Origin of the sequence: Fictibacillus sp. 26RED30, assembly GCF_015903845.1 — a bacterium.
Taxonomy (GTDB): domain Bacteria; phylum Bacillota; class Bacilli; order Bacillales; family Fictibacillaceae; genus Fictibacillus; species Fictibacillus phosphorivorans.
This window is the reverse complement of the sequence record NZ_JACZDV010000001.1, coordinates 1,887,418-1,909,985: the sequence shown is the minus strand read 5'-3', so window position 1 is coordinate 1,909,985 and position 22,568 is coordinate 1,887,418. Positions and strand designations below refer to the sequence as shown.

Below are 22,568 nucleotides of genomic sequence, written 5' to 3'. Positions count from 1 at the left end.
TTTGCCTGCAACGAAATCAACCCCTGATATCATAATGATTGTAGTTACGCTTATGTTGTTATCGATCGGTATAATAATGGTTTATAGCGCTAGTGCAGATTTAGGACTATATAAGTTTGATGATGCGTTCTTTTTTGCAAAGCGACAATTGTTATTTGCCGGTGTAGGTATTGCAGCGATGTTTTTTATCATGAACATCAATTACATGACGTGGAGAGTCTGGTCTAAGATTCTTCTGATTATTTGTTTTGTATTATTGATCGCAGTTCTTGTCCCAGGTATTGGAATGGTTCGTGGTGGTGCTAGAAGCTGGATTGGTGTAGGTGCTTTTTCCATACAGCCGTCTGAATTTATGAAACTAGCCATGATTACATTTCTAGCTAAGTATTTATCGGAGCATCAAAAAAAGATCACTTCTCTAAAAAAAGGTTTAGTGCCTACTCTTGGATTAGTGATGATCGCTTTTGGAATGATCATGCTTCAGCCCGATCTAGGAACAGGGGCCGTGATGGTAGGAACAAGCATCGTGATGGTCTTTGTTGCAGGTGCGCGTATCTCTCATTTTGTAGGTATGGCTTTGATCGGTCTTATCGGACTTGCGGGATTAATTATTTCTGCTCCATATCGGATTAAGAGGATTACCTCTTTTCTCGATCCTTGGAGCGATCCTTTAGGGAGCGGGTTTCAGATAATCCAGTCTCTCTATTCGCTCGGACCTGGTGGTCTGCTAGGATTAGGTTTAGGTCAGAGTAGACAAAAATTTGGTTATCTCCCAGAACCGCAAACGGATTTTATATTTGCGATTCTCTCAGAGGAACTTGGTTTTATCGGCGCTGTTTTTGTATTGATCCTGTTTAGCCTTCTCTTATGGCGTGGAATCAGAATCGCTTTAGGTGCTCCTGATTTATTCGGTAGCTTTTTAGCCATTGGAATTATTGGGATGGTCGCTATACAGGTGATGATTAATATTGGAGTAGTAACAGGTTTGATGCCCGTAACTGGAATTACGTTGCCGTTTTTAAGTTATGGAGGATCTTCATTAACACTCATGCTCGCTTCAATTGGAGTAATCCTAAATATTAGCCGTTATTCAAGGTATTAAAACTTGAGTTTCAAAGGAAATTCTCTTATTCTAAACATAGCGATTTAAAGACGTTACCCTGTCAATTATGGCAGGGTAACTTCTTTTTCTATATTTGTTTTTTAATGTAATTGTTTCTTATTCGCTAGTCTCTGCTCTTAAATTCTCCTGTCTCCTAAGACAGTTGATTGTAGTGCAAGGATGCGAGACTCCTGTGGGACAGGCGGGCAGTCCTAAAAGTGGAAGTGGCTCGTTCAGCCCCGACCAGCAAAAGGTGAATGAGCTAGCAAGGGGCACTTTGCCTTGTGGACCATTTAGCTTTTGACCTCGAGGGGCTAGCCACTGCAACTAGTCAGGTGAGACACTTATACGAGAATCGTACGAATGTGGCTCACCGCCTGCCCCGCGGAAAGCGAGCATCCTGTAATGGAAATCAACCACTTTCAAGAGCGACAATGATAATCAGATTTTTCAAGAATAAGAAACAAAATCGTTAGTTCTGACGAATACTACTTTGTCGATGTTTAAGGACATTGAAAACATGGAAAAGATTAACGCATAGCATATAAATAGAACGATGCGTATGAACGTAGGGGGTTTTTAATGATGTATAGCCAATTAGCTGAGAAATTAAAAAGTGAAGATCTAGGTACTGTCCTAGTAAATGAGCCATTAAAAAATCACACCACATTAAAAATTGGTGGGCCAGCTGATCTTTTTTATGAACCAAAAAATATTGACTGTCTAAAAAAAGCATTAAGTTATATAAAAGAAGCAAACGCACCGATACGTGCAATCGGTAGAGGGTCTAACCTTCTTGTTGCAGACGGAGGAATCGAAGGGGTTGTCATCAAGGTAGGGGAGGGGATTAACCACCTTGAAAAAAATGACAACACGATTAGAGTTGGCGGAGGATATTCGCTTATTCCGCTTGCGACTGTAATGTCACGTGAAGCTTATACGGGCCTTGAATTTGCTGCTGGTATTCCAGGGTCAGTTGGTGGAGCTGTGTTCATGAATGCGGGTGCGCATGGATCTGATATGTCAAAGATCGTTGAGAAAGCTTTGATTTTATTGCCTGACGGTGAGCTTAAATGGCTTTCTAACGAAGAATTGCACTTCTCTTATCGTACTTCTGTCCTTCAAGAAACAGGTGGAATCTGTGTAGAAGTCATACTCGTATTGGATAAAGGTGATAAAGAGACCATCATGGCAGAGCTTAAGAAAAATAAAGATTATCGCAGAAACACTCAGCCATGGAACTATCCATGCTGTGGAAGTGTGTTCCGTAATCCGCTGCCGAATTATGCAGGACATCTCATAGAGACATCGGGGCTTAAAGGAACACAAGTAGGCGGTGCACAAGTTTCTGAGATGCATGCTAATTTTATTGTGAATACTGGAGATGCAAAAGCAAAAGACGTGCTGGATCTGATCAGCTATATACAAAAAACGATCAAAGAAAAGCATGGTGTTGAGCTTCATACGGAAGTTGAGATCATTGGTAGAAATGATTAACAAAAAATTGGATAAATAGTGCTGAATTGCGGCATATCCGTGCTATAATACAAAGAACAAGAAAAAATTAACTATTGACGTTTCAAAACGGATTTTACATTTCGTTATCTTCTGACAGTTGGACTGTTATCAGTACCTTTTTGAAGACTTGGCGTCTATCTGCCAAGTTCTTTTATTTCTGTCAACCGTTAATGTTTCTTGTACTAACTTATAAAACGGAGGAAGAGGATGGACAAGGTAAAGGTTGTCAAGATTGAGGACCGAATTCCGAAGCTGAAAGAACATCGCAAACAAAAAGCAAATCGTCGTCTTATTTATTACTTGTCCTTTTTCTTCCTGTTATTGTTGGTCGTCGTTTATTTTCAATCTGATCTTAGTCATGTGAAGAAAATTACCGTCTCAGGCAACTATTTTGTAACCGACAATGAGATTCTTGAAAAAAGTGAAATTACTACAAAGACAAAGTATTTGAATGTATCTGAAGAAGAAATTATGAAGCGGCTCGAAGGTATTTCAGAGGTGAGCTCAGTTTCAATCCAAAAGAAGTTTTTTAATCAAGTTATAATTAAAGTGAGTGAATTTCAGCGGGTCGGGTATTTCAGGAAAGAAAACATATACTATCCGATGCTTCAAAACGGGAAGATGTTAGAACCTCTTAAGAAAAATGAGAGACCTGTAAATGCACCAGTTATTGTAAGCTGGAGTGACCCTGAACAATTAGAGATGATGGCTCAGGAACTGCAAAAGCTACCAGAAGGAATCATTCACCGTATATCCGAGATCACACATACACCTTCATCCAACAATTCAAGTCAACTCACATTGTTTATGACGGATGGAAACAAAGTAGTGACAACGATCTCTAAGTTTTCAGAAAGGCTGAATGCTTATCCGTCTTTAGTGAGTGAGCTAAAGCCTGATGAAAAAGGTACGTTCTATTTAGGAATCAGCACACGTTTTGAACGATACAACCAAGTGGAGGAAAGTAATGAGCAAAATTAAAGGGACGCATCTTTTCCTATCTTTAATCCTTCTCGTTACCGGGTTCATATTATCTTTCTCCTATCAGAGAGCACAGATTGAAAAGCAAAATGTTGTAGAGAACAATGAATGGAAAAAAGAAGATTCATTGAGAAGCCAAATTTTAAATCTTCAAAAAACGAATAGAGAATTAGCAGGCGGTCTTCAAAATCTGCAGCAAAATGTTGAGAAGAAAGAGAATAAGCTGGCTGATCAAGAGGAGATATCTTCTAAACTAGTAGAAGATTTAAAAGAGCTCAGAATGGTAGTAGGAAACGTAAAGGTGAAAGGGGAGGGGGTAGAAGTTACTCTGCAAGATTCCTCCTATATACCGGAAGGGGAGAACCCTAACGATTATATCGTCCATGAAGAACATATAAGAAGTGTCATTGACGAACTTCACGTCTCAGGTGCAGAAGCAATTGCGATAAACGGTCAGAGGATCTCTCATGATACGTATATCGCTTGTATCGGTCCGGTCGTTTCTGTGGATGGTAACCAATATCCTGCACCTTTTGTTATAACAGCAATCGGGAATTCAACAACCCTAGAGAAATCTTTGAATCTGTATATCGTCGATAAAATTGTCAATGACGGAGTAGAAGTAAGGGTGGAGCAAGAAAGCGCGATCGAGATGGAGCCATTTATTACGGAAGAGGGATGAGTTAGTTGAAAGAAAGACAATTCATGTTCGCAACAATTGCCCTCATACTTGGCGGAATGCTGGCGATCCAATTTGAGACCACAAACAATCCTGTCGTTCGGGATACTAGAGATTTATGGGAGTTAAGAGCTGATTTGGAAAAAGAAAAACAGCGTCAGCAGGAGCTTAATGAGGAATTTGAACGCTATAGTGAACTCCTGAACCAATACAAAGGTGAAGGGAAAGACGAAAAAATCCAAGCAATGGAAAAAGCGCTATGGGATTTAAAAAAACAGGCAGGATTAACGACGGTTAGCGGACAAGGAATCGTAATAACGATCGAACCTTTTAATGAAGAGCTAATTGGAGTAGATCAACCTGTTCCTAAAATAGATCCTGATATGCTTAGAAGACTTGTAAACGAATTAAATCGATACGATGCAAAAGAGATCAGTATAGATGGACAGCGTGTCGTATCTAAGACCCCGATCCGGGAAGTGAATGGAAACATTTACATAAACAATGAGCCTGTTTCTTCTTTTCCAATTGAAATCAGAGTTTTGGCAAAAGACAATGAAAAACTTCATCAGAAGATCATTGCTTCACCAGCTGTTGAGGAGTTTATCCGTGAAAATTTTCTTGTAGAATCTAAACAAACAGCTAAAGTTATTTTGCCAGCTTTCGATAAAGATATGAAGGTGAAGTTTATGAAACCGGCAAAGGAGGAAACGTAAGATGTGGTTGCCGGTACTTGGACTGTTATTAGGTCTACTATTAGGTTTCATGTCTGATATCCGGGTCCCTCCAGAATATGCAAACTATTTATCAATCGCTGTCTTAGCTGCACTTGATACCTTATTCGGTGGTATACGTGCACATCTTCAAGGCAGTTTTGAAGATAAAGTGTTCATTACAGGTTTTTTCTTTAATATTTTATTGGCTGCAGGGCTCGCGTACTTAGGGGTTCACCTTGGTATTGACTTGTACTTAGCTGCAATTTTTGCATTTGGTGTTAGGCTGTTTAATAATATTGCGGTTATTAGACGCTTAATTATTTCTAAATGGTCAGATTCACGCAAAAAGGCCTAAAAAATTTGAAAAAACGGTAAAAAAAAAGAGGGATAACCCGTTGTTTGTGGAATTTATTCCATAATTAAGCGCAAATCAAGGGATTTTTAAAAATTAGAAGATTTATTGGATGAAAGGTAAGGAGGTGCCACAGAATGAACAGCAATGAAATTTATGTAAGTTTAGACATCGGTACATCCAATATTAAAGTGATCATTGGAGAAATGACTAGTGAGTCCTTTAATGTTATTGGTGTTGGCCATGCAAAATCAGCTGGAATCAGAAAAGGTTCCATTGTAGATATTGACGAAACTGTTCGTTCCATAAGAAAAGCCGTAGAGCAAGCTGAAAGAATGTTAGGTATTCCTATAAATGCAGTAATCGTAGGTGTAAAAGGGAACCATATTCAACTTCAGCCATGCCACGGTGTAGTTGCGGTATCAAGAGAAGACCGAGAAATCGGTGATGAGGACATCGCTAGAGTAATAGAGGCAGCTCAGGTTATGTCAGTGCCTCCAGAACGCGAAATTATAGATGTGATTCCTAGACAATTTATTGTTGACGGTACAGATGAGATTATTGATCCCCGAGGCATGTTAGGTGTTCGCCTTGAGATGGAAGGAACAGTGATTACGGGTTCCAAAACGATCTTACATAATTTATTACGATGCGTAGAACGAGCTGGACTAACAGTGGCGGACATTTGTTTAGAGCCATTGGCAACATCATCGATTGCACTTTCACGTGATGAGATGGAGCTTGGTGTAGCACTAATTGATATTGGTGGGGGGTCTACTACACTATCTGTATTCGACCAAGGTACCATGCAGTTAACTTCAGTCCTTCCGATTGGTGGAGACTTTATCACAAAAGATATATCCATTGGATTAAGAACTTCTGCTGAAGATGCAGAAAAGATTAAGCTGAAGCATGGTCACTCTTTCGTGGATTATGCGTCAAAAGATGAGACATTTACAGTATCGCAAATTGGTTCTTCACAAGAACAAGAAATCTCGCAATACGAGCTCTCATTAATCATTGAAGCTCGTATGGCTGAAATATTTGAGATGATTGATGATGAATTGCATCAGCGTGGATATTCCGAACTTCCTGGCGGTTTTGTTATCACAGGTGGAGTTGCTGCAATTCCAGGAGTACTAGAACTCGCTCAAGATATCTTCCAGCAGAACGTACGCGTTTCATTGCCGGATTATATCGGGGTTAGAGAACCGAAGTTTACAGCTGGTGTTGGATTAATCCAATTCACTCACAAAAATATTAAAGTTCAAGGAAAAGAAGTTGCCACTGCGTTAGCTGATAACGCTGGAGAACCTTTACCTAAAAAGAAACAACAATCCAGCCAAAAATCGGGCCAAGAAAAACAATCCGGTGGCATGAAATCAAAAGTCAAAGACTGGTTTGGTTTATTTTTCGAATAACACTAAGGAACTAGTCATTAGGAGGAACGCTCATGTTAGAGTTTGATATGAATATGGATCAATTGGCGACAATTAAAGTTATTGGTGTTGGTGGCGGAGGAAGTAACGCTGTTAACCGTATGATCGAACACGGTGTACAAGGTGTAGAATTCATCTGTGTAAATACAGATGCACAAGCCTTGAATCTTTCTAAAGCACCTGTGAAAATGCAGATCGGAACGAAATTAACAAGAGGACTTGGAGCAGGTGCAAATCCTGATATCGGTAAAAAAGCAGCTGAAGAAAGCCGTGAACAGATCGAAGAAGCACTTAGCGGTGCTGATATGGTATTCGTAACAGCTGGAATGGGTGGCGGTACAGGTACTGGTGCGGCACCTGTAGTTGCAGAGATCGCTAAAGATCTTGGCGCTCTTACAGTTGGTGTTGTCACAAGACCGTTCACTTTTGAAGGTCGTAAGCGTTCTACGCAAGCGGTTGGTGGCATCTCTGTATTAAAAGAAAAAGTTGACACATTAATTGTAATCCCGAATGATCGATTACTAGAAATCGTTGATAAAAATACTCCGATGTTAGAAGCTTTCCGTGAAGCGGATAATGTTCTTCGCCAAGGTGTACAAGGTATTTCAGATTTGATCGCTGTACCAGGACTGATCAACCTTGACTTTGCCGATGTAAAAACAATCATGACTGAACGCGGATCTGCTCTCATGGGTATTGGTGTAGGTACTGGTGAGAACCGTGCGGCTGAAGCTGCGAAAAAGGCAATTTCATCTCCGCTTCTTGAAACATCTATCGATGGAGCAAAAGGTGTATTGATGAACATTACTGGTGGAGCTAACTTGAGTCTTTATGAAGTGAACGAAGCAGCAGATATTGTTTCATCTGCTTCAGATCCTGAAGTAAACATGATCTTTGGTTCCGTGATTAACGAGGAATTGAAAGATGAGATCCTCGTTACGGTTATTGCGACTGGATTTGACGAAACGGAGAAGATGGTTAATAACCAACAGAGAGCTGAGCGTCCTAGAATGCAGCAAGCTCCTACTTCTAATCAGTCTCATTCTTCTCAAAGTCAATCTCAACCACAAAGCCAGTCACAACAAGGGCAAACTCGTGAAGAGAGCCAAGAATCAAGAAATACTTCTTATACGAACGCTGATTCAGATACGCTTGATATTCCAACATTCTTGCGTAACCGCAGCCGAAACAGAAGAAGATAAATACAAAAATGAAAGCATGTTCTCTATTTTAGAGAGCATGCTTTTTTGTTTTGTTAGTAGTTGATCTCCGCTCCAGGTTGCTCGCTTTCCACGGGGCGAACGGTGAGCCTCCTGTCTAGTTGCAGTGACAAGCCCCTCGAGGTCAAAAGGTAAACGGTCAAGAAGGCAAAGTGCGCCTTCCAAGCCCATTTCCCTTTTGCTTGTCGGGGCTGAACGAGCCACTTCCACATTTCGTACTGACCGCTCGTCCCGTAGGAGTCGGCAACCATACGCTCCAATCAACATGCAAAGGAAGAGAATAAAAATAGATAAAAACATTTAAAGCAATAACTCTATGGAAAACAGCCTTTCAAAAAATTATTCCCCTTGTCTTTTTCTACAACAGGCATATTGACAAGTAGAATGATGCTACAAAGAGATTTATAAAATGCTTCATTGAACAGTTAATTGGAGTGGAAGGTGGGAGACTCCTGCGGGACAGGCGGGCAGGTGAGACACTTATACGTGAAACGTACGAATGTGGCTCACCGTCTGCCCCGCGGAAAGCGAGCACCTGAAACGGAAATCAACCACTTCCAAAAACAACAAAGCAAACGTAAAATGTTTTAGATTTTGTCATATTCTTGTCCGAAAAGCGTATACCTAACATATAAGTTATTTTGACAAAAATAGAGAAAATAAGAACTATACTTCTCTCATAAACTGACAGACTTTCAAACAACCTATACGTTATACTGATTTCAAATTTAAGAAAGGAGAAAACCAATGACCCTTTATTTGGATGTCATTTGGTTTCTTAATTTCTGCATTGATTATTTTTTAATCTCTCTGACAGCGTATGTGCTCAAGCGCAATGCATCGAAAAAGAGAATCCTATTCGCTTCGTTATTAGCTTCAAGTTATGTGTTTTTAGTAATCTTTCCAGAACTAATGTTATTTTCACAGCCAATCATGAAATTTATCTTATCGATTTTTATTATGATTGTGGCGTTTGGCTTTAAGCGTTTCAAGTTTGTCATGAAAAATATCGCTATGTTTTATTTTGTTTCTTTTGTAACGGGTGGAGGTATTTTCGGTCTTCACTATTTTATGCAAAGTGATGCTGTGATTATGAATGGTGTTATCACGACAAAAAGTTCAGGCATGGGAGACCCTGTCAGCTGGCTTTTTGTAGTAGCAGGTGTTCCTCTTCTTTGGTACTTTTCAAAGAAAAGAGTAGATGATATTTCTGTGGAAAAAATGGATTCCAACAGTCTTGTCAAAGTTACTATCAAAATAGACCAGATCTTGATATCTGCAAATGGACTTATTGATACAGGTAATAAATTATACGATCCCATTTCTAAAATGCCTGTCATGATCCTTGATATGAACAAACATGGTGATTCTTTTCCGGAAACCATTCGAACTGCTGCCAAAGACGTGCTTGCCATGAATACAGATGACAATGAGCATCCTTGGCTGAACAGACTTCGAATCGTACCGTACCGTGCAGTTGGACATCAGCAGTTTTTAGCTTGTATCAAACCAGATACTGTTGAAATTGAAAAGGATGGAGTATCGGTAGCATCTCCGCAGTGTCTCATAGGCTTGAGCTGGACGGTATTATCTAGCGAAGGTCAGTTTGATGCAATCGTTCATCCTAAGATGTATCTGCAACATGTACAAGCGTCCTAACAACAGCGATACGTGAAAGTACTTAAAAGAAGATAATGTGAAAGGGGAGTTAACATGTTCAACAAGTGGCGTCTTAAGATGACAATGTATTGGTATAAGTTATTATTTAAGTTGGGGCTCAAGTCAGATGAGATCTATTATATCGGAGGAAACGAAGCCTTGCCGCCTCCACTTAGTAAAGAAGAAGAAGCGGTTTTGCTTGAAAAACTTCCTTCAGGGGATCAGGCTGCAAAATCTCTTTTGATCGAAAGAAACCTCCGTTTAGTCGTATACATTGCACGAAAGTTTGAGAATACAGGGATTAACATTGAAGATTTAATCAGTATTGGAACGATTGGCTTGATTAAAGCAGTAAATACGTTCAATCCAGAAAAAAAGATCAAGCTCGCCACCTATGCTTCAAGGTGTATTGAGAACGAAATCTTAATGTATTTACGTCGTAACAACAAAACGCGTTCAGAAGTATCGTTTGATGAACCATTGAATGTGGATTGGGATGGGAATGAACTTTTACTCTCAGATGTTCTAGGTACTGAGGACGACATTATCACGCGGAGAATTGAGGCAAATGTAGATCGAAAACTTTTATTGAAAGCACTGTTTACATTAAACGATCGTGAAAAACAGATCATGGAACTTCGCTTCGGTCTTTCAGGCGGTGAAGAAAAAACACAAAAAGATGTTGCCGATATGCTCGGTATATCTCAGTCTTATATTTCAAGGTTAGAAAAAAGAATAATAAAGAGACTTCAAAAAGAATTTAATAAAATGGTTTAGCACATATTTTATATAGGTTTTGATTCAATACTATCTTTTTTTCCAAAATGACAATTGCATAAATTTCCCTCCGTTCGGTGATACTTAATTTGAAATTAGCTCCCGGCAGGAGGGAAAAGACTTGACAAGAAATAAAGTTGAGATTTGCGGAGTTGACACATCAAAGCTTCCTGTTTTAAAAAATCCAGAGATGCGAATTCTTTTTGATAAGATGCATAAAGGTGATCCTGATGCACGCGAAACTTTGGTTAACGGAAACCTCAGACTTGTTCTGAGTGTCATTCAAAGATTCAACAACCGCGGAGAACATGTAGATGATTTATTTCAAGTAGGTTGTATAGGGCTGATGAAGTCCATAGACAATTTTGATCTAGGTCAGAATGTTAAGTTTTCTACCTATGCAGTTCCGATGATCATTGGTGAGATTCGCCGGTATCTTCGAGACAATAACCCGATACGAGTTTCTAGAAGCTTAAGGGATATCGCATACAAAGCACTGCAAGTTCGAGATCAGCTTATGAACAAACTATCTCGGGAGCCGACAGCACAACAGATTGCAGAAGCTTTAGATGTACCGAAAGAAGAAGTGGTCTTTGCACTTGATGCCATCCAAGATCCAGTGTCATTATTCGAACCCATTTACAATGATGGTGGCGACCCGATCTTTGTTATGGATCAAATCAGCGATGATAAAGCAAAGGACATGCAGTGGATTGAAGAAATTGCATTAAAAGAAGGAATGCGCCGTTTGAACGATCGAGAGAAAATGATCTTAACGATGCGTTTCTTTCAAGGGAAAACGCAAATGGAAGTAGCGGATGAGATCGGTATATCACAGGCACAAGTGTCAAGGCTTGAAAAAGCAGCCATCTCTCAAATGAATAAAAATATCCAAAGCAGTTAAAACCCGTTTTTTTACGGGTTTTTTATTTTTGGACAAAAAACATGAAACAGCTTTGTCCTTCATATACTGTTGTAAGAGAGGCGGGGATTGCAGATGAATAAAATATCAGATTTTCAAGTGAAAGATGTTGTTAACGTAGCAAATGGGAAAAAGCTCGGTCACATAGCTGATCTTGAAATCAATTTAAATACTGGAAAGATAGATGCGATCATCATCCCTGGTGCAGGAAAAATGCTTGGTTTTTTTGCAAGAGAAAATGACATCGTGATACCTTGGAGAAATATAGTTAAGATCGGCGCAGATGTTATTCTTGTAAGACATATGGAAGCAAGTGAATTAAATGAATATGTTAAAGAACCGTTTGATCAATTGAAATAAACGGTTCTTTTTTCTTTCTTATCTAAAAATGTGGTAAAATAAAGATAAAACTTTCCAGGAGGAATACATACATATGAACACATTTGAACGATCTGGAAAGCATCTTGCAATACAGAGTTGGCAGAAGTTGAATCCTAAACTTTTTTCGGGTTTCACAACGCGCGAAGGCGGGAATAGTACAATGGCCTTTCATTCTATGAACATGGGTTTTCATGTAAATGATGATCCAGATAAGGTCCGACAAAACCGCAAATTATTTTCAAAAGACATCGGATTTCCCGTTGAAAATTGGGTAGGATCTAAACAAGTTCATGCTGAGAATATTGTAAAAGTATCTAAAGAAGACAGAGGATTAGGTTCCCTAGATTTTGATACGGCAATACCTGATACAGATGGATTATATACATCAGATGAAAATATTCTTTTAACGTCTCTTTATGCGGATTGTGTTCCTCTCTATTTTTTTGAACCGAATAATAATTTAATCGGACTTGCTCATGCCGGATGGAAAGGGACGGTTGCAAAAATTGGACCAGCCATGATCAACATTTGGCAGGAAAAAGAGAGTGTTGACGTGAAGTCAATTTTGGCCGCAATTGGTCCTTCAATAGGGCATTGCTGTTATGAGGTAGATGATAGAGTAATAAATGAAGTAAAAGTAGTTTTAGATGGAGATACTGTAGACACTGTTTATAAAAAAAATGCAGCTGGGAACTATCAATTAAACTTGAAGAAACTGAATGAAATCCTTCTCTTAAGAGCTGGAGTACTGCCTGAAAATATTATCGTTTCAGATCAATGTACGAGCTGTCAAAATGATGTGTTCTTTTCGCATCGTAAAGACAAGGGCAAGACGGGAAGAATGATGAGTTATATAGGCAGGAAAGGGGATTAATCAAGAATTGAGTATCAAAGAAAACAAAGAACATATCTTTAATGAAATTCAAAGAGCATGCGAGAAAAAAAACAGGTCTTCAAAGGGCGTTAATTTAATCGCAGTGACGAAATATGTGAGTAATGAGACAACAAAAGACGCTGTTTTAGCGGGTATTGAACATATTGGTGAAAACAGGATAGAAGGATTGTTATCCAAAAAAGAATTTCTGAAAGATCTACCTGTTAAATGGCACTTTATCGGAACTTTACAAACAAGAAAAGTAAAAGATGTTATCGAGCACGTGGACTATATTCATTCATTAGACCGTTTGAGTTTAGCGAGTGAGATTCAAAAACGAGCAGACAGAACCGTTTCTTGCTTTGTACAAGTTAATGTAGCAGAAGAAGATTCCAAACATGGTTTACCAGTAAAAGATGTAGTGGCTTTTGTCGATAAATTAAAAGACTACGATCGTATTCAGGTTGTCGGGCTTATGACTATGGCACCTTTTACTGAGGATGAAACCTTAATCAGAAACGTGTTCTCAACATTAAAGCAACTTCAATTGGAGATACAGAACCTAGAATTGGTTCATGCTCCTTGTACAGAGCTATCTATGGGAATGTCTAACGATTTTTCGATTGCTGTTGAAGAAGGTGCAACATTTATTAGAATAGGGACGAGTTTAGTAGGAAAAGAATTCTAGGAGGTGGAACAGATGGGAATCAAAACAAAATTCAAGCGCTTTTTTGATCTAGAAGATGATTATGAGTATGAAGATGATTATGAGGAAGAAGCAATGCCTGAAGAAGAAGAAATCACACCTTCTCATACGAAAAAAGGTAAACCGAACGTAGTCAGTCTTCAAAGTATTCAACAACAAGTAAAGGTTGTACTCGTAGAACCTCGTGTATATGCGGAAGCACAAGATATCGCAGATCAATTAAAAAATCGACGAGCTGTTGTTATGAATTTGCAAAGAATTCCGCATGATCAAGCAAAAAGAATCGTAGACTTTTTATCAGGGACTGTTTATGCAATCGGTGGTGACATTCAAAAGTTAGGACCGAATACATTTTTATGTACTCCTGAAAATGTTGACGTTTCTGGAACGATTTCAGAAATGATGGAAGAAGATTAAATCAGGCAGGTGAAAATTATTGAATATGATCTATGCAGTTGAAGACGTAGTACTAACTCTTATTCAAATCTACTATTACATGATTATCGGGTACATACTATTATCTTGGTTTCCGAACGCTCGTGAGTCATCCATCGGTCAAGTGATCGCAAGACTCGTTGAACCGTATCTAGCTCCTTTCCGAAAGATTATTCCACCTCTTGGCATGATTGACCTTTCGCCGATCGTAGCTCTAATGGCACTGCACTTTGCTCGTTTTGGAGTAGCTGCGATTGCAGATATGATTGCTCGTTCGATATAGGTCTTATTATGAGCATCTATCAGCATTACAGACCAGAAGAGCATGAATTTGTGGATCGTGTTTTAAACTGGAAGTCTGAGGTGTTGGAAAGGTATAGTCCAAGGCTGACTGACTTTCTTGATCCACGAGAACAAGAAATCGTAAAAACAATCGTTGGAAACGATACAGAAGTACGCCTCTCGTTATGGGGAGGCTCTTCTTTTTCTGAACGGAAAAGAGCGTTGATCTATCCTGATTACTTTGAAGTTCAAAACGATGATTTTCAATTAGTCTGCTACGACATTCAATATCCCGCTAAATTCTCCACCATCGAACATAGAGATGTTTTAGGGGCTTTGATGAACATCGGCGTTAAACGAGGGAAGTATGGTGATATTTTAATTTTAGGAGATCGTGTTCAGTTCATATGTGCGACAGAGATCGCTGGATTTATCGAGTTAAACTTAACGAAAGTCGGAAAGACAGGTATTAAGTTACATACGATCCAAGAAAACGAATTGACAGAAGTAAAGACTGAATATAACGAAAAGAGCGGGACTGTGTCCTCTCTAAGACTAGATGTTATTGTCGCCGAAGTGTACAACCTATCTCGCGCAAAAGCATCTCCCTTGATTCAACAAGGACGGGTTAAATTAAATCATAAGATCGTCGACCATGTTTCAACAGAAATGATGGAAGGTGATGAGCTATCTGTAAGAGGATTCGGCAGGAGTAAGCTCATCGCGATTGAGGGAACAACAAAGAAAGAAAAGTGGCGTATTCGTTACGGACTATTAAAATAATTTCCTTAAATAGAAGGAATGACAGAAAATTTGTCGAAATTAGGTAAAAAATAATGCATCTATGGAGGTGGCCGTTGTGCCTTTAACACCACTGGATATTCATAACAAGGAATTCACAAGAGGTTTCAGAGGTTATAGTGAAGATGAAGTGAATGACTTTTTAGACCAAGTCATCAAAGATTATGAAACAGTGATCCGAGAAAAGAAAGAACTAGAGGAAACGGTAGAGAACCTTGAAGAAAAGATCTCATATTTTAAAAACATTGAGGAAACTCTAAATAAGTCGATTCTGATTGCTCAGGAAACTGGCGAAGAAGTTAAGCGCACAGCAACGAAAGAAGCTCGCTTAATTGTAAAAGAAGCAGAAAAAAATGCCGATAGAATCATTAACGAATCACTATCTAAATCTCGTAAGATTTCAATGGAAATCGATGAATTGAAGAAGCAGTCTTCCGTTTACCGAACGCGCTTCAAAATGTTGATTGAAGCACAACTTGAAATGTTAAAGAATGATGATTGGGATTCTTTAAATGCACCTGATAATCTTGAAGGCTATGAACTTCAAGAAGTAAAGTCGTAAGCTTGACATTACTTTGAAATATCGCATATACTTTTCTAAGATTAATATGTGACGAAGACGGGGACAGTAAATTACTTTTATCTATTCAAGCGATCTAGGAAATGGTGCGAGCCTAGTATAGAGATGTATTTGAAAATCACCCCTGAGTTCCTGGACTGAAAAAAAGCAGTAAGTTCAGGCGCTTCATCCACGCTACGGATGACTAAGCGGGTTTCGTGTTATGTCATGAACCTATTAGGGTGGTACCGCGGGATAACCTTCTCGTCCCTACTGTGAAAATGCAGTAGGGGCGAGAAGGTTTTTTGTTTTAACACGGTACTTTTGGTCATCTGTCACGTTTTATCGTAATGAAGGAGGAAAGATAATGAATTATAAAGACACGTTATTAATGCCGAAAACAGAGTTCCCGATGCGAGGAAATCTTCCTCAAAGAGAACCTGTTGTTCAAGACAAGTGGAAAGAACTAGACATCTACAATTTGGTGTTAGAAAATACGAAGGATTTACCTCCGTTTATCCTGCATGATGGACCACCTTATGCCAATGGTGATATCCACATCGGACACGCAGAGAATAAAATTTTAAAAGATATCATCGTGCGCTTTAAATCAATGACAGGACACTATGCTCCTTATGTTCCCGGTTGGGATACTCACGGGTTACCGATTGAAACTGCACTAACGAAAAGCGGTAAAGTAAAACGCAAAGAACTAACTGTTGCAGAGTTCCGTAAGCTTTGTGAAGAGTATGCGCTTAAACAAGTCGATCATCAGCGTGAGCAGTTTAAACGTCTAGGTGTTCGTGGTGATTGGGAAAACCCATATATCACGTTAGATAAAGGGTACGAAGCTCGACAGATTGAAGTATTTGGTGAAATGGCCAAAAGAGATTTAATCTACAAAGGTCTAAAACCAGTATATTGGTCTCCTTCATCTGAATCTGCATTAGCAGAAGCAGAGATTGAGTACCAAGATAAACGATCAGCTTCTATCTATGTAGCGTTTGATGTGAAAGATGGAAAAGGTGTTCTTGATGCAGATGAGAAACTTGTCATCTGGACTACGACGCCATGGACGATTCCAGCAAACTTAGGAATCTCAGTTCATCCAGAATTAGATTATGTTTCCGTTCAAACTGAAAATGGAAAGTATGTTGTTGCTGAAGCACTATTAGAATCACTTTCGAAAGAATTTGAGTGGGACCAAGCCGAAGTAGTGAAACGCTTTAAAGGTGCTGACATTGAGCATGCAGTAGCTAGTCATCCTTTATATGACCGTAATTCATTAGTCATGCTGGGAGACCATGTTACAACGGATGCAGGTACTGGGTGTGTTCATACAGCTCCTGGTCATGGTGAAGATGACTTTTTAGTTGGTAAAAAATACGGTCTAGAAGTATTGTGTCCAGTTGATGACAGAGGTGTTATGACCAAAGAAGCACCTGGGTTTGAAGGTATGTTCTACGATGAAGCGAATAAGCCGATTACTGAACAATTACAAGAAAAAGGTGCTCTTCTAAAGCTTTCATTCATCACACACTCTTATCCACATGATTGGAGAACGAAAAAACCGGTAATCTTCCGTGCAACGGCTCAATGGTTTGCTTCGATCAAAGGAATCCGCGAAGATATGCTTTCTGCGATTGAAGAAGTAAATTGGGTTCCGAATTGGGGCGAAACACGTTTACACAACATGATCAAAGATCGTGAAGACTGGTGTATTTCTCGTCAAAGAGCTTGGGGTGTTCCAATTCCAGTCTTTTACGGTGAAGATGGTGAAGCAATCCTTACAGAAGAAACGATTAGTCACGTTGTAGAATTGTTTAGAGAGCATGGATCAAACATTTGGTTTGAAAGAGAAGCAAAAGATCTCCTTCCGGAAGGATTTACTTCACCTCATAGCCCGAATGGCCGTTTCTCAAAAGAGACGGATATCATGGACGTGTGGTTTGATTCAGGTACATCTCACTGGGGTGTTCTTGAAGAGAGAGAAAATTTAGTAAGACCTGCTGACCTTTACCTTGAGGGATCTGACCAATATCGTGGATGGTTTAATTCTTCACTTTCTACATCTGTTGCAATCACTGGTAAATCTCCTTACAAAGCAGTCTTAAGCCATGGTTTCGTTCTCGATGGAGAAGGACGTAAGATGAGTAAGTCAATTGGTAATACACTAGATCCGATCAAGGTGATGAAGCAGCTAGGTGCAGATATCATCCGTTTATGGGTATCTTCTGTCGATTATCAATCAGACGTACGTGTATCAGACGATATTCTAAAACAAGTTGCTGAAGTATACCGTAAAATCAGAAATACACTTCGTTTCTTGTTAGGTAACCTGCATGGTTTTGATCCGAATAAGCACTCTGTGAAGTTTGAAGATATGCCAGATCTAGAAAAATACATGATGGTAAAACTTGATAAAGTAGTAGCTAAAGTGAAAAAAGCTTACGAGGACTATCAATTTATCACGGTATATAATACGATTCATAACTTCTGTACGATTGAGTTAAGTTCATTCTATTTAGATATGGCAAAAGATACTCTATACATCCAAGCAGAGGACAATCATAAACGCCGCAGCATTCAAACTGTGCTTTATCAATCATTAACGGCACTTACTAAGCTATCTGCTCCTGTTCTTTCTCACACGGCTGATGAAGTATGGGAATACATTCCAGGTGTTGATGAAGTAAGTGTTCAATTAACTACAATGCCAGAAGTGCAGAACTACCAAGGTACAGAAAAGCTTGAAAAAGACTGGGATGTATTCATGGATGTTCGTGACGAGGTATTAAAAGCACTTGAAGAAGCAAGAAGCCAAAAAACAATTGGTAAATCACTAACGGCTTCAATCAAACTTTATCCGACCGAAGCTTTAAAACCATGGTTAGAATCAGTAGAGGATTTAAACAAACTCTTTATTGTTTCTAAAGCTGAAGTAGGGGGAGTGAAATCAGAAGCTCCTGAATCTGCAGGAGTATATGAGCATGTTGCTGTTTCAGTTAGCTCTGCAGAAGGTGAAACATGTGAACGCTGTTGGGTTGTTTCTGAAGATGTTGGGCAGAACGAGAGCCATCCAACACTTTGTGCAAGCTGTGCAGAGATCGTTGAAAAGCACTATGCTTAAAAGTTTCAGTTATTTGAACAGATAAATCTATTAAATGTTCTTGTACTTTCTTTTTCTTCTTTGAAAGTTGATCGGAGTGTAAGGTGCGACACTCCTGCGGGACGAGCGGACAGGTGAGACACTTAAGGGCGCGTAGCGTCAAGGGGCTCACCGGTCGCCCCGCGGAAAGCGAAGCAACCTGAAACGGAGATCAACTACTTACAAGAGCATCAAAGTTAACTCAAACTATTTAATCCCGCATTTTGCGGGATTTTTGTTTGTTATGGTGTACTTCATTGATGTTAGACACAAATTAAATTGTAGAACGTCCGATGGCTGTGCTACAATTCATAAAGACATTAATTTCTGTATCGGAGGAGTTCTATTGTTTTATTATCTTGTAGCTTTGTTCATCTTGGTAATCGACCAAGTGACAAAGTGGCTAATCGTAAAGAATATGGAATTAGGGCAATCTATTCCTGTTATTGATCAAGTATTCTACATAACCTCTCACCGAAACAGGGGAGCCGCTTTTGGTATTCTCCAAGATCAGCGATACTTTTTTATTATTATTACCGTTATTGTTGTAGGTGCAGTAGTTTATTACCTACAAAAACACGCACATGATACACTCCTTAAAACGGCGCTTGCTCTCGTATTAGGGGGAGCTATTGGTAATTTTATCGATCGTTTGCTTCGCGGAGAAGTTGTTGATTTTCTGAATGTTTACATCGGCAGCTATGACTTCCCGATTTTTAATGTGGCTGACTCAGCACTCGTAGTAGGTGTTGGTTTGATTTTTATTCAAAGTTTTATGGAAAGCAAAAAGAAGGAGCCAGAAAATGAACAAATTTGAATATACGGTAACTCCTGAACAAGCAGGAAACCGTATTGATAAAGTTTTGTCTGATGTACAGGATGATTGGTCACGTTCACAGATTCAAAACTGGATCAAAGATAAGATCGTATTGTTAGAAGGAAAACCCGTAAAGTCTAATTATAAATGTGCCGCTGGTGATGTGATCGAGATTGAAATCCCAGAACCAGAAGTACTAGATGTTGTTCCAGAAGAGTTGAATCTGGATATCGTGTATGAAGATTCTGATGTGCTTGTTGTAAATAAGCCTCGTGGGATGGTCGTACACCCTGCACCTGGCCATTACAGTGGAACACTAGTCAACGGACTTATGGCACATTGTAAAGACCTATCTGGAATCAATGGTGTACTTCGTCCTGGTATCGTGCACCGGATAGATAAGGATACATCTGGTCTATTGATGGTCGCAAAGAACGATAAGGCTCATGAATCACTTGTTGATCAACTTAAAGCAAAAACAACAACACGTGTTTATAAAGCGATCGTTCATGGAGTGATGCCACATGACCAAGGTACGATCGATGCACCGATCGGAAGAGATAAAAGTGATCGTCAAAAAATGACGGTAACAGATGAAAACAGCAGAGATGCTGTTACACACTTTAACGTGATTAAACGTTTTACAAATTACACATTTGTAGAGTGTCAGTTAGAAACAGGACGTACGCACCAGATTCGAGTTCATATGAAATATATTGGATTCCCATTAGCAGGAGATCCAAAGTACGGTCCCTCAAAGACTTTGCAAATTGAAGGTCAAGCGCTTCATGCACAAACTCTAGGATTTGATCACCCAACAACAGGTGAATATATGGAGTTTGAGCGTGAAATACCGGCTGATATGGTCGAACTATTAGATCTATTAGAGAAAAGAAGTTGACAAACGTTTAAGGGTTTGTCATAATCAAAATAACTTAAATAGTCCTTTAACTTTAGTCCCGTGAGGCTGAGAAGGAAACGTTATTCATGAGAATTTCTGTACAGAATTTCTCTATCCTCTCGTCATGTGACGGGAGGATTTTTTTTGGAATTAACGGTTAAAGGCAACAAGATTTAAAGGAGGGTTTGTTATGTCAAAGACAGTATTAATGGATGACCAAGCAATCAGAAGAGCACTTACCCGAATCGCGCATGAGATTATCGAGCGTAATAAGGGCGTTAAAGACATCGTATTAGCTGGCATAAAGACCCGTGGTGAATTTCTTGCAAAGCGTCTTGCTGAACGCATCGAACAGATCGAAGGAAATGCGGTTTCAGTAGGTGTCATTGATATCACATTGTACCGAGATGATCTTAAGATCAAAACGGACAATTCTGAACCCGAAGTAAAAGGAACGGATATTCCGGTTGAAGTGACAGACAAAAAGATAATCTTAGTAGATGATGTTCTTTATACAGGTAGAACTGTAAGAGCGGGAATGGATGCCATCATGGATTTAGGACGAGCTTCTAATATACAGCTTGCGGTCCTCATTGACAGAGGACATAGAGAGCTTCCGATTCGTGCAGATTATGTTGGAAAGAATGTTCCAACATCGAGTGAAGAAATTATCTCCGCTTCTTTAATAGAAGTAGACGGATTCGATGAAGTATCTATTTCAACAACTAAATAAGTCCCTTTAAATTCAGTCCAGAGAGGCTGGCAAGGGAGGTATCAATTAAGTGACACGACTCGTGTACACTTGTGCCTCCGCGGCCTCTTTTGCAAAATGCAGAAGAGGTTTTTTTATTGCAAGTGTAACTCATACACCTTTGCAAAAATAAGTGTTACGAAACAGGAGGTCAATAGTTATGGAAAACCAGACAAAAGCGATTTTAGATGTACATGATAAACCATCACCCGTTCAGTGGTTAACGTTAAGCCTGCAGCACTTGTTCGCGATGTTCGGCGCAACAGTGCTAGTACCATTCTTAGTAGGTCTTCATCCAGGTGTAGCCCTCGTATCAAGTGGACTTGCAACGTTAGCTTATCTCTTAGTAACAAGAGGACAAATTCCTGCTTATCTCGGATCGAGTTTTGCTTTTATCACACCGATTTTAACGGTAAAAGCTTTTGGTGGCCCAGAAGCAGCCATGCTAGGAAGCTTTTTAGCGGGTTTGGTTTACGGAGTGGTAGCTCTTTTGATCAAAGGGTTCGGTTTTAAGTGGCTGATGAGAGTGTTACCACCTGTAGTAGTCGGTCCGGTTATCATCGTGATCGGTTTAGGATTAGCAAACGTAGCAGTAGGTATGGCGATGAACGATCCGGCAACAGAAAAATATAGCTTGATGCACTTTACGGTAGCTTTATTTACTCTCGCGGTAACAATCGTTTGCTCGATATTTTTTAGAGGAATTTTAGGAATCATCCCGATTCTGATTGGAATCATTGCTGGCTTTACCTTTGCATACTTCAGAGGAATCGTAGATTTTACGAAAGTAGCAGAAGCAAAATGGATACAGGCACCGGATTTCTTCGTACCTTTTGTAAACTATACACCTGACTTTACTTGGAGCATCGCAATGATCATGATGCCGGTTGCCGCGGTAACGATCGCAGAACATATCGGACATCAGCTCGTGCTTTCAAAAGTAGTCGGACGAAACTTTATTGAAAAGCCAGGACTTCATCGCTCGATCTTAGGCGATGGTATGGGGGTTATCATCGGATCCTTAATCGGAGGACCTCCCGTAACAACGTATGGTGAGAATATAGGGGTGTTAGCGATCACTCGCGTATACTCGGTCTTCGTGATCGGAGGAGCAGCAGTAACAGCGATTCTGTTCGGATTCTCTGGAAAAGTAACAGCACTGATCAGTACGATCCCAACTGCTGTTATGGGAGGAGTTTCCATCCTATTATTCGGAATCATCGCTTCATCAGGTTTACGAATGTTAGTAGACAACAATATCGATTTTGGAAACAAAAGAAACTTGATCATCTCATCCGTTATTTTAGTAACAGGTATTGGTGGAGCAGCATTAAAGATTAATGCAAACTTTGAAATTGCCGGGATGGCATTAGCAACTCTTATCGGTATCGTTTTAAACCAAGTGCTCCCTGGACGAGAGAATGACAAAGATCTGATTAACAAAATGTTCAAAACAAACGATAACGACACAGCTGCATAAAACGCCTTTTAACTAAGTACGAGAGACTTAAAAGGGTGACGACAAGAGAGGAACCATTTTCTTCTTCT

The 22,568-nt window shown here is 39.6% G+C and carries 23 protein-coding genes and 1 other annotated feature; all 23 genes read left to right on the top strand.

Annotated elements, in window-relative coordinates; genetic code table 11:
- The first annotated feature begins 1 nt into the window (after position 1).
- The 23 genes from spoVE to IHV11_RS09605 all read left to right on the top strand — a co-directional run bounded on the left by spoVE (position 2) and on the right by IHV11_RS09605 (position 22,500).
- Positions 2 to 1,102 carry a stage V sporulation protein E gene (gene spoVE / locus IHV11_RS09715; protein WP_144700917.1) on the top strand — a complete coding sequence of 367 codons (1,101 nt, stop codon included), beginning with the start codon at positions 2 to 4 and terminating at the stop codon, positions 1,100 to 1,102.
- 582 nt (positions 1,103 to 1,684) lie between these two features.
- Complete coding sequence (murB, locus tag IHV11_RS09710; protein WP_231620218.1) at positions 1,685 to 2,599, top strand: UDP-N-acetylmuramate dehydrogenase; 915 nt, start codon at positions 1,685 to 1,687, stop codon at positions 2,597 to 2,599.
- Positions 2,600 to 2,827: 228 nt separating this feature from the next.
- Positions 2,828 to 3,601 (top strand): cell division protein FtsQ/DivIB, encoded by a 774-nt coding sequence (locus tag IHV11_RS09705; protein WP_197194484.1) that lies wholly within the window; start codon positions 2,828 to 2,830, stop codon positions 3,599 to 3,601.
- Complete coding sequence (locus tag IHV11_RS09700) at positions 3,588 to 4,283, top strand: DUF881 domain-containing protein (protein WP_197194483.1); 696 nt, start codon at positions 3,588 to 3,590, stop codon at positions 4,281 to 4,283. The genes IHV11_RS09705 and IHV11_RS09700 overlap by 14 nt, the downstream gene beginning before the upstream one ends.
- Positions 4,284 to 4,288: 5 nt before the next feature.
- Complete coding sequence (locus tag IHV11_RS09695) at positions 4,289 to 4,996, top strand: DUF881 domain-containing protein (protein ID WP_197127655.1); 708 nt, start codon at positions 4,289 to 4,291, stop codon at positions 4,994 to 4,996.
- Between the two features lies 1 nt (position 4,997).
- On the top strand, positions 4,998 to 5,351 hold the full coding sequence (locus IHV11_RS09690; RefSeq protein ID WP_066393455.1) for a small basic family protein: 354 nt from the start codon (positions 4,998 to 5,000) through the stop codon (positions 5,349 to 5,351).
- 134 nt (positions 5,352 to 5,485) lie between these two features.
- Positions 5,486 to 6,769 carry a cell division protein FtsA gene (gene ftsA, locus IHV11_RS09685; RefSeq protein WP_197127656.1) on the top strand — a complete coding sequence of 428 codons (1,284 nt, stop codon included), beginning with the start codon at positions 5,486 to 5,488 and terminating at the stop codon, positions 6,767 to 6,769.
- A 32-nt stretch (positions 6,770 to 6,801) separates the two neighbouring features.
- Complete coding sequence (gene ftsZ / locus IHV11_RS09680; RefSeq protein ID WP_197127657.1) at positions 6,802 to 7,989, top strand: cell division protein FtsZ; 1,188 nt, start codon at positions 6,802 to 6,804, stop codon at positions 7,987 to 7,989.
- A 765-nt stretch (positions 7,990 to 8,754) separates the two neighbouring features.
- The gene (gene spoIIGA / locus IHV11_RS09675) at positions 8,755 to 9,666 is read left to right on the top strand and encodes a sigma-E processing peptidase SpoIIGA (protein WP_197194482.1); all 912 of its coding nucleotides are present in this window, start codon (positions 8,755 to 8,757) and stop codon (positions 9,664 to 9,666) included.
- Between the two features lie 54 nt (positions 9,667 to 9,720).
- Entirely contained in the window at positions 9,721 to 10,443 is a 723-nt protein-coding gene (gene sigE, locus IHV11_RS09670) for an RNA polymerase sporulation sigma factor SigE (RefSeq protein ID WP_137789730.1), read from the top strand.
- 121 nt (positions 10,444 to 10,564) lie between these two features.
- The gene (sigG, locus tag IHV11_RS09665) at positions 10,565 to 11,347 is read left to right on the top strand and encodes an RNA polymerase sporulation sigma factor SigG (RefSeq protein WP_066240567.1); all 783 of its coding nucleotides are present in this window, start codon (positions 10,565 to 10,567) and stop codon (positions 11,345 to 11,347) included.
- Positions 11,348 to 11,440: 93 nt separating this feature from the next.
- The gene (locus tag IHV11_RS09660; protein WP_066289211.1) at positions 11,441 to 11,725 is read left to right on the top strand and encodes a YlmC/YmxH family sporulation protein; all 285 of its coding nucleotides are present in this window, start codon (positions 11,441 to 11,443) and stop codon (positions 11,723 to 11,725) included.
- Positions 11,726 to 11,798: 73 nt separating this feature from the next.
- Positions 11,799 to 12,620 carry a peptidoglycan editing factor PgeF gene (pgeF, locus tag IHV11_RS09655; RefSeq protein WP_197194481.1) on the top strand — a complete coding sequence of 274 codons (822 nt, stop codon included), beginning with the start codon at positions 11,799 to 11,801 and terminating at the stop codon, positions 12,618 to 12,620.
- A 7-nt stretch (positions 12,621 to 12,627) separates the two neighbouring features.
- Positions 12,628 to 13,308, top strand: a complete 681-nt coding sequence (locus tag IHV11_RS09650; protein WP_197194480.1) for a YggS family pyridoxal phosphate-dependent enzyme — start codon at positions 12,628 to 12,630, stop codon at positions 13,306 to 13,308.
- 12 nt (positions 13,309 to 13,320) lie between these two features.
- A complete protein-coding gene (locus IHV11_RS09645; protein ID WP_144700902.1) occupies positions 13,321 to 13,743 on the top strand; it encodes a cell division protein SepF in 423 nt (140 codons plus the stop codon).
- A 25-nt stretch (positions 13,744 to 13,768) separates the two neighbouring features.
- The gene (locus IHV11_RS09640) at positions 13,769 to 14,044 is read left to right on the top strand and encodes a YggT family protein (RefSeq protein WP_231618205.1); all 276 of its coding nucleotides are present in this window, start codon (positions 13,769 to 13,771) and stop codon (positions 14,042 to 14,044) included.
- Between the two features lie 8 nt (positions 14,045 to 14,052).
- Entirely contained in the window at positions 14,053 to 14,826 is a 774-nt protein-coding gene (locus IHV11_RS09635) for an RNA-binding protein (RefSeq protein ID WP_197194479.1), read from the top strand.
- A 76-nt stretch (positions 14,827 to 14,902) separates the two neighbouring features.
- The gene (locus IHV11_RS09630) at positions 14,903 to 15,406 is read left to right on the top strand and encodes a DivIVA domain-containing protein (RefSeq protein WP_197127662.1); all 504 of its coding nucleotides are present in this window, start codon (positions 14,903 to 14,905) and stop codon (positions 15,404 to 15,406) included.
- Positions 15,407 to 15,451: 45 nt separating this feature from the next.
- Positions 15,452 to 15,678: a binding site (T-box leader), on the top strand.
- Between the two features lie 92 nt (positions 15,679 to 15,770).
- Positions 15,771 to 18,533 (top strand): isoleucine--tRNA ligase, encoded by a 2,763-nt coding sequence (gene ileS, locus IHV11_RS09625; RefSeq protein ID WP_197194478.1) that lies wholly within the window; start codon positions 15,771 to 15,773, stop codon positions 18,531 to 18,533.
- A gap of 364 nt (positions 18,534 to 18,897) precedes the next feature.
- Complete coding sequence (lspA, locus tag IHV11_RS09620; protein WP_197191194.1) at positions 18,898 to 19,368, top strand: signal peptidase II; 471 nt, start codon at positions 18,898 to 18,900, stop codon at positions 19,366 to 19,368.
- Positions 19,355 to 20,269 (top strand): RluA family pseudouridine synthase, encoded by a 915-nt coding sequence (locus tag IHV11_RS09615; RefSeq protein WP_197191193.1) that lies wholly within the window; start codon positions 19,355 to 19,357, stop codon positions 20,267 to 20,269. The genes lspA and IHV11_RS09615 overlap by 14 nt, the downstream gene beginning before the upstream one ends.
- A gap of 190 nt (positions 20,270 to 20,459) precedes the next feature.
- On the top strand, positions 20,460 to 21,002 hold the full coding sequence (gene pyrR / locus IHV11_RS09610) for a bifunctional pyr operon transcriptional regulator/uracil phosphoribosyltransferase PyrR (protein ID WP_197127665.1): 543 nt from the start codon (positions 20,460 to 20,462) through the stop codon (positions 21,000 to 21,002).
- Positions 21,003 to 21,180: 178 nt separating this feature from the next.
- Entirely contained in the window at positions 21,181 to 22,500 is a 1,320-nt protein-coding gene (locus tag IHV11_RS09605; protein WP_197127666.1) for a solute carrier family 23 protein, read from the top strand.
- Positions 22,501 to 22,568: the final 68 nt, after the last annotated feature.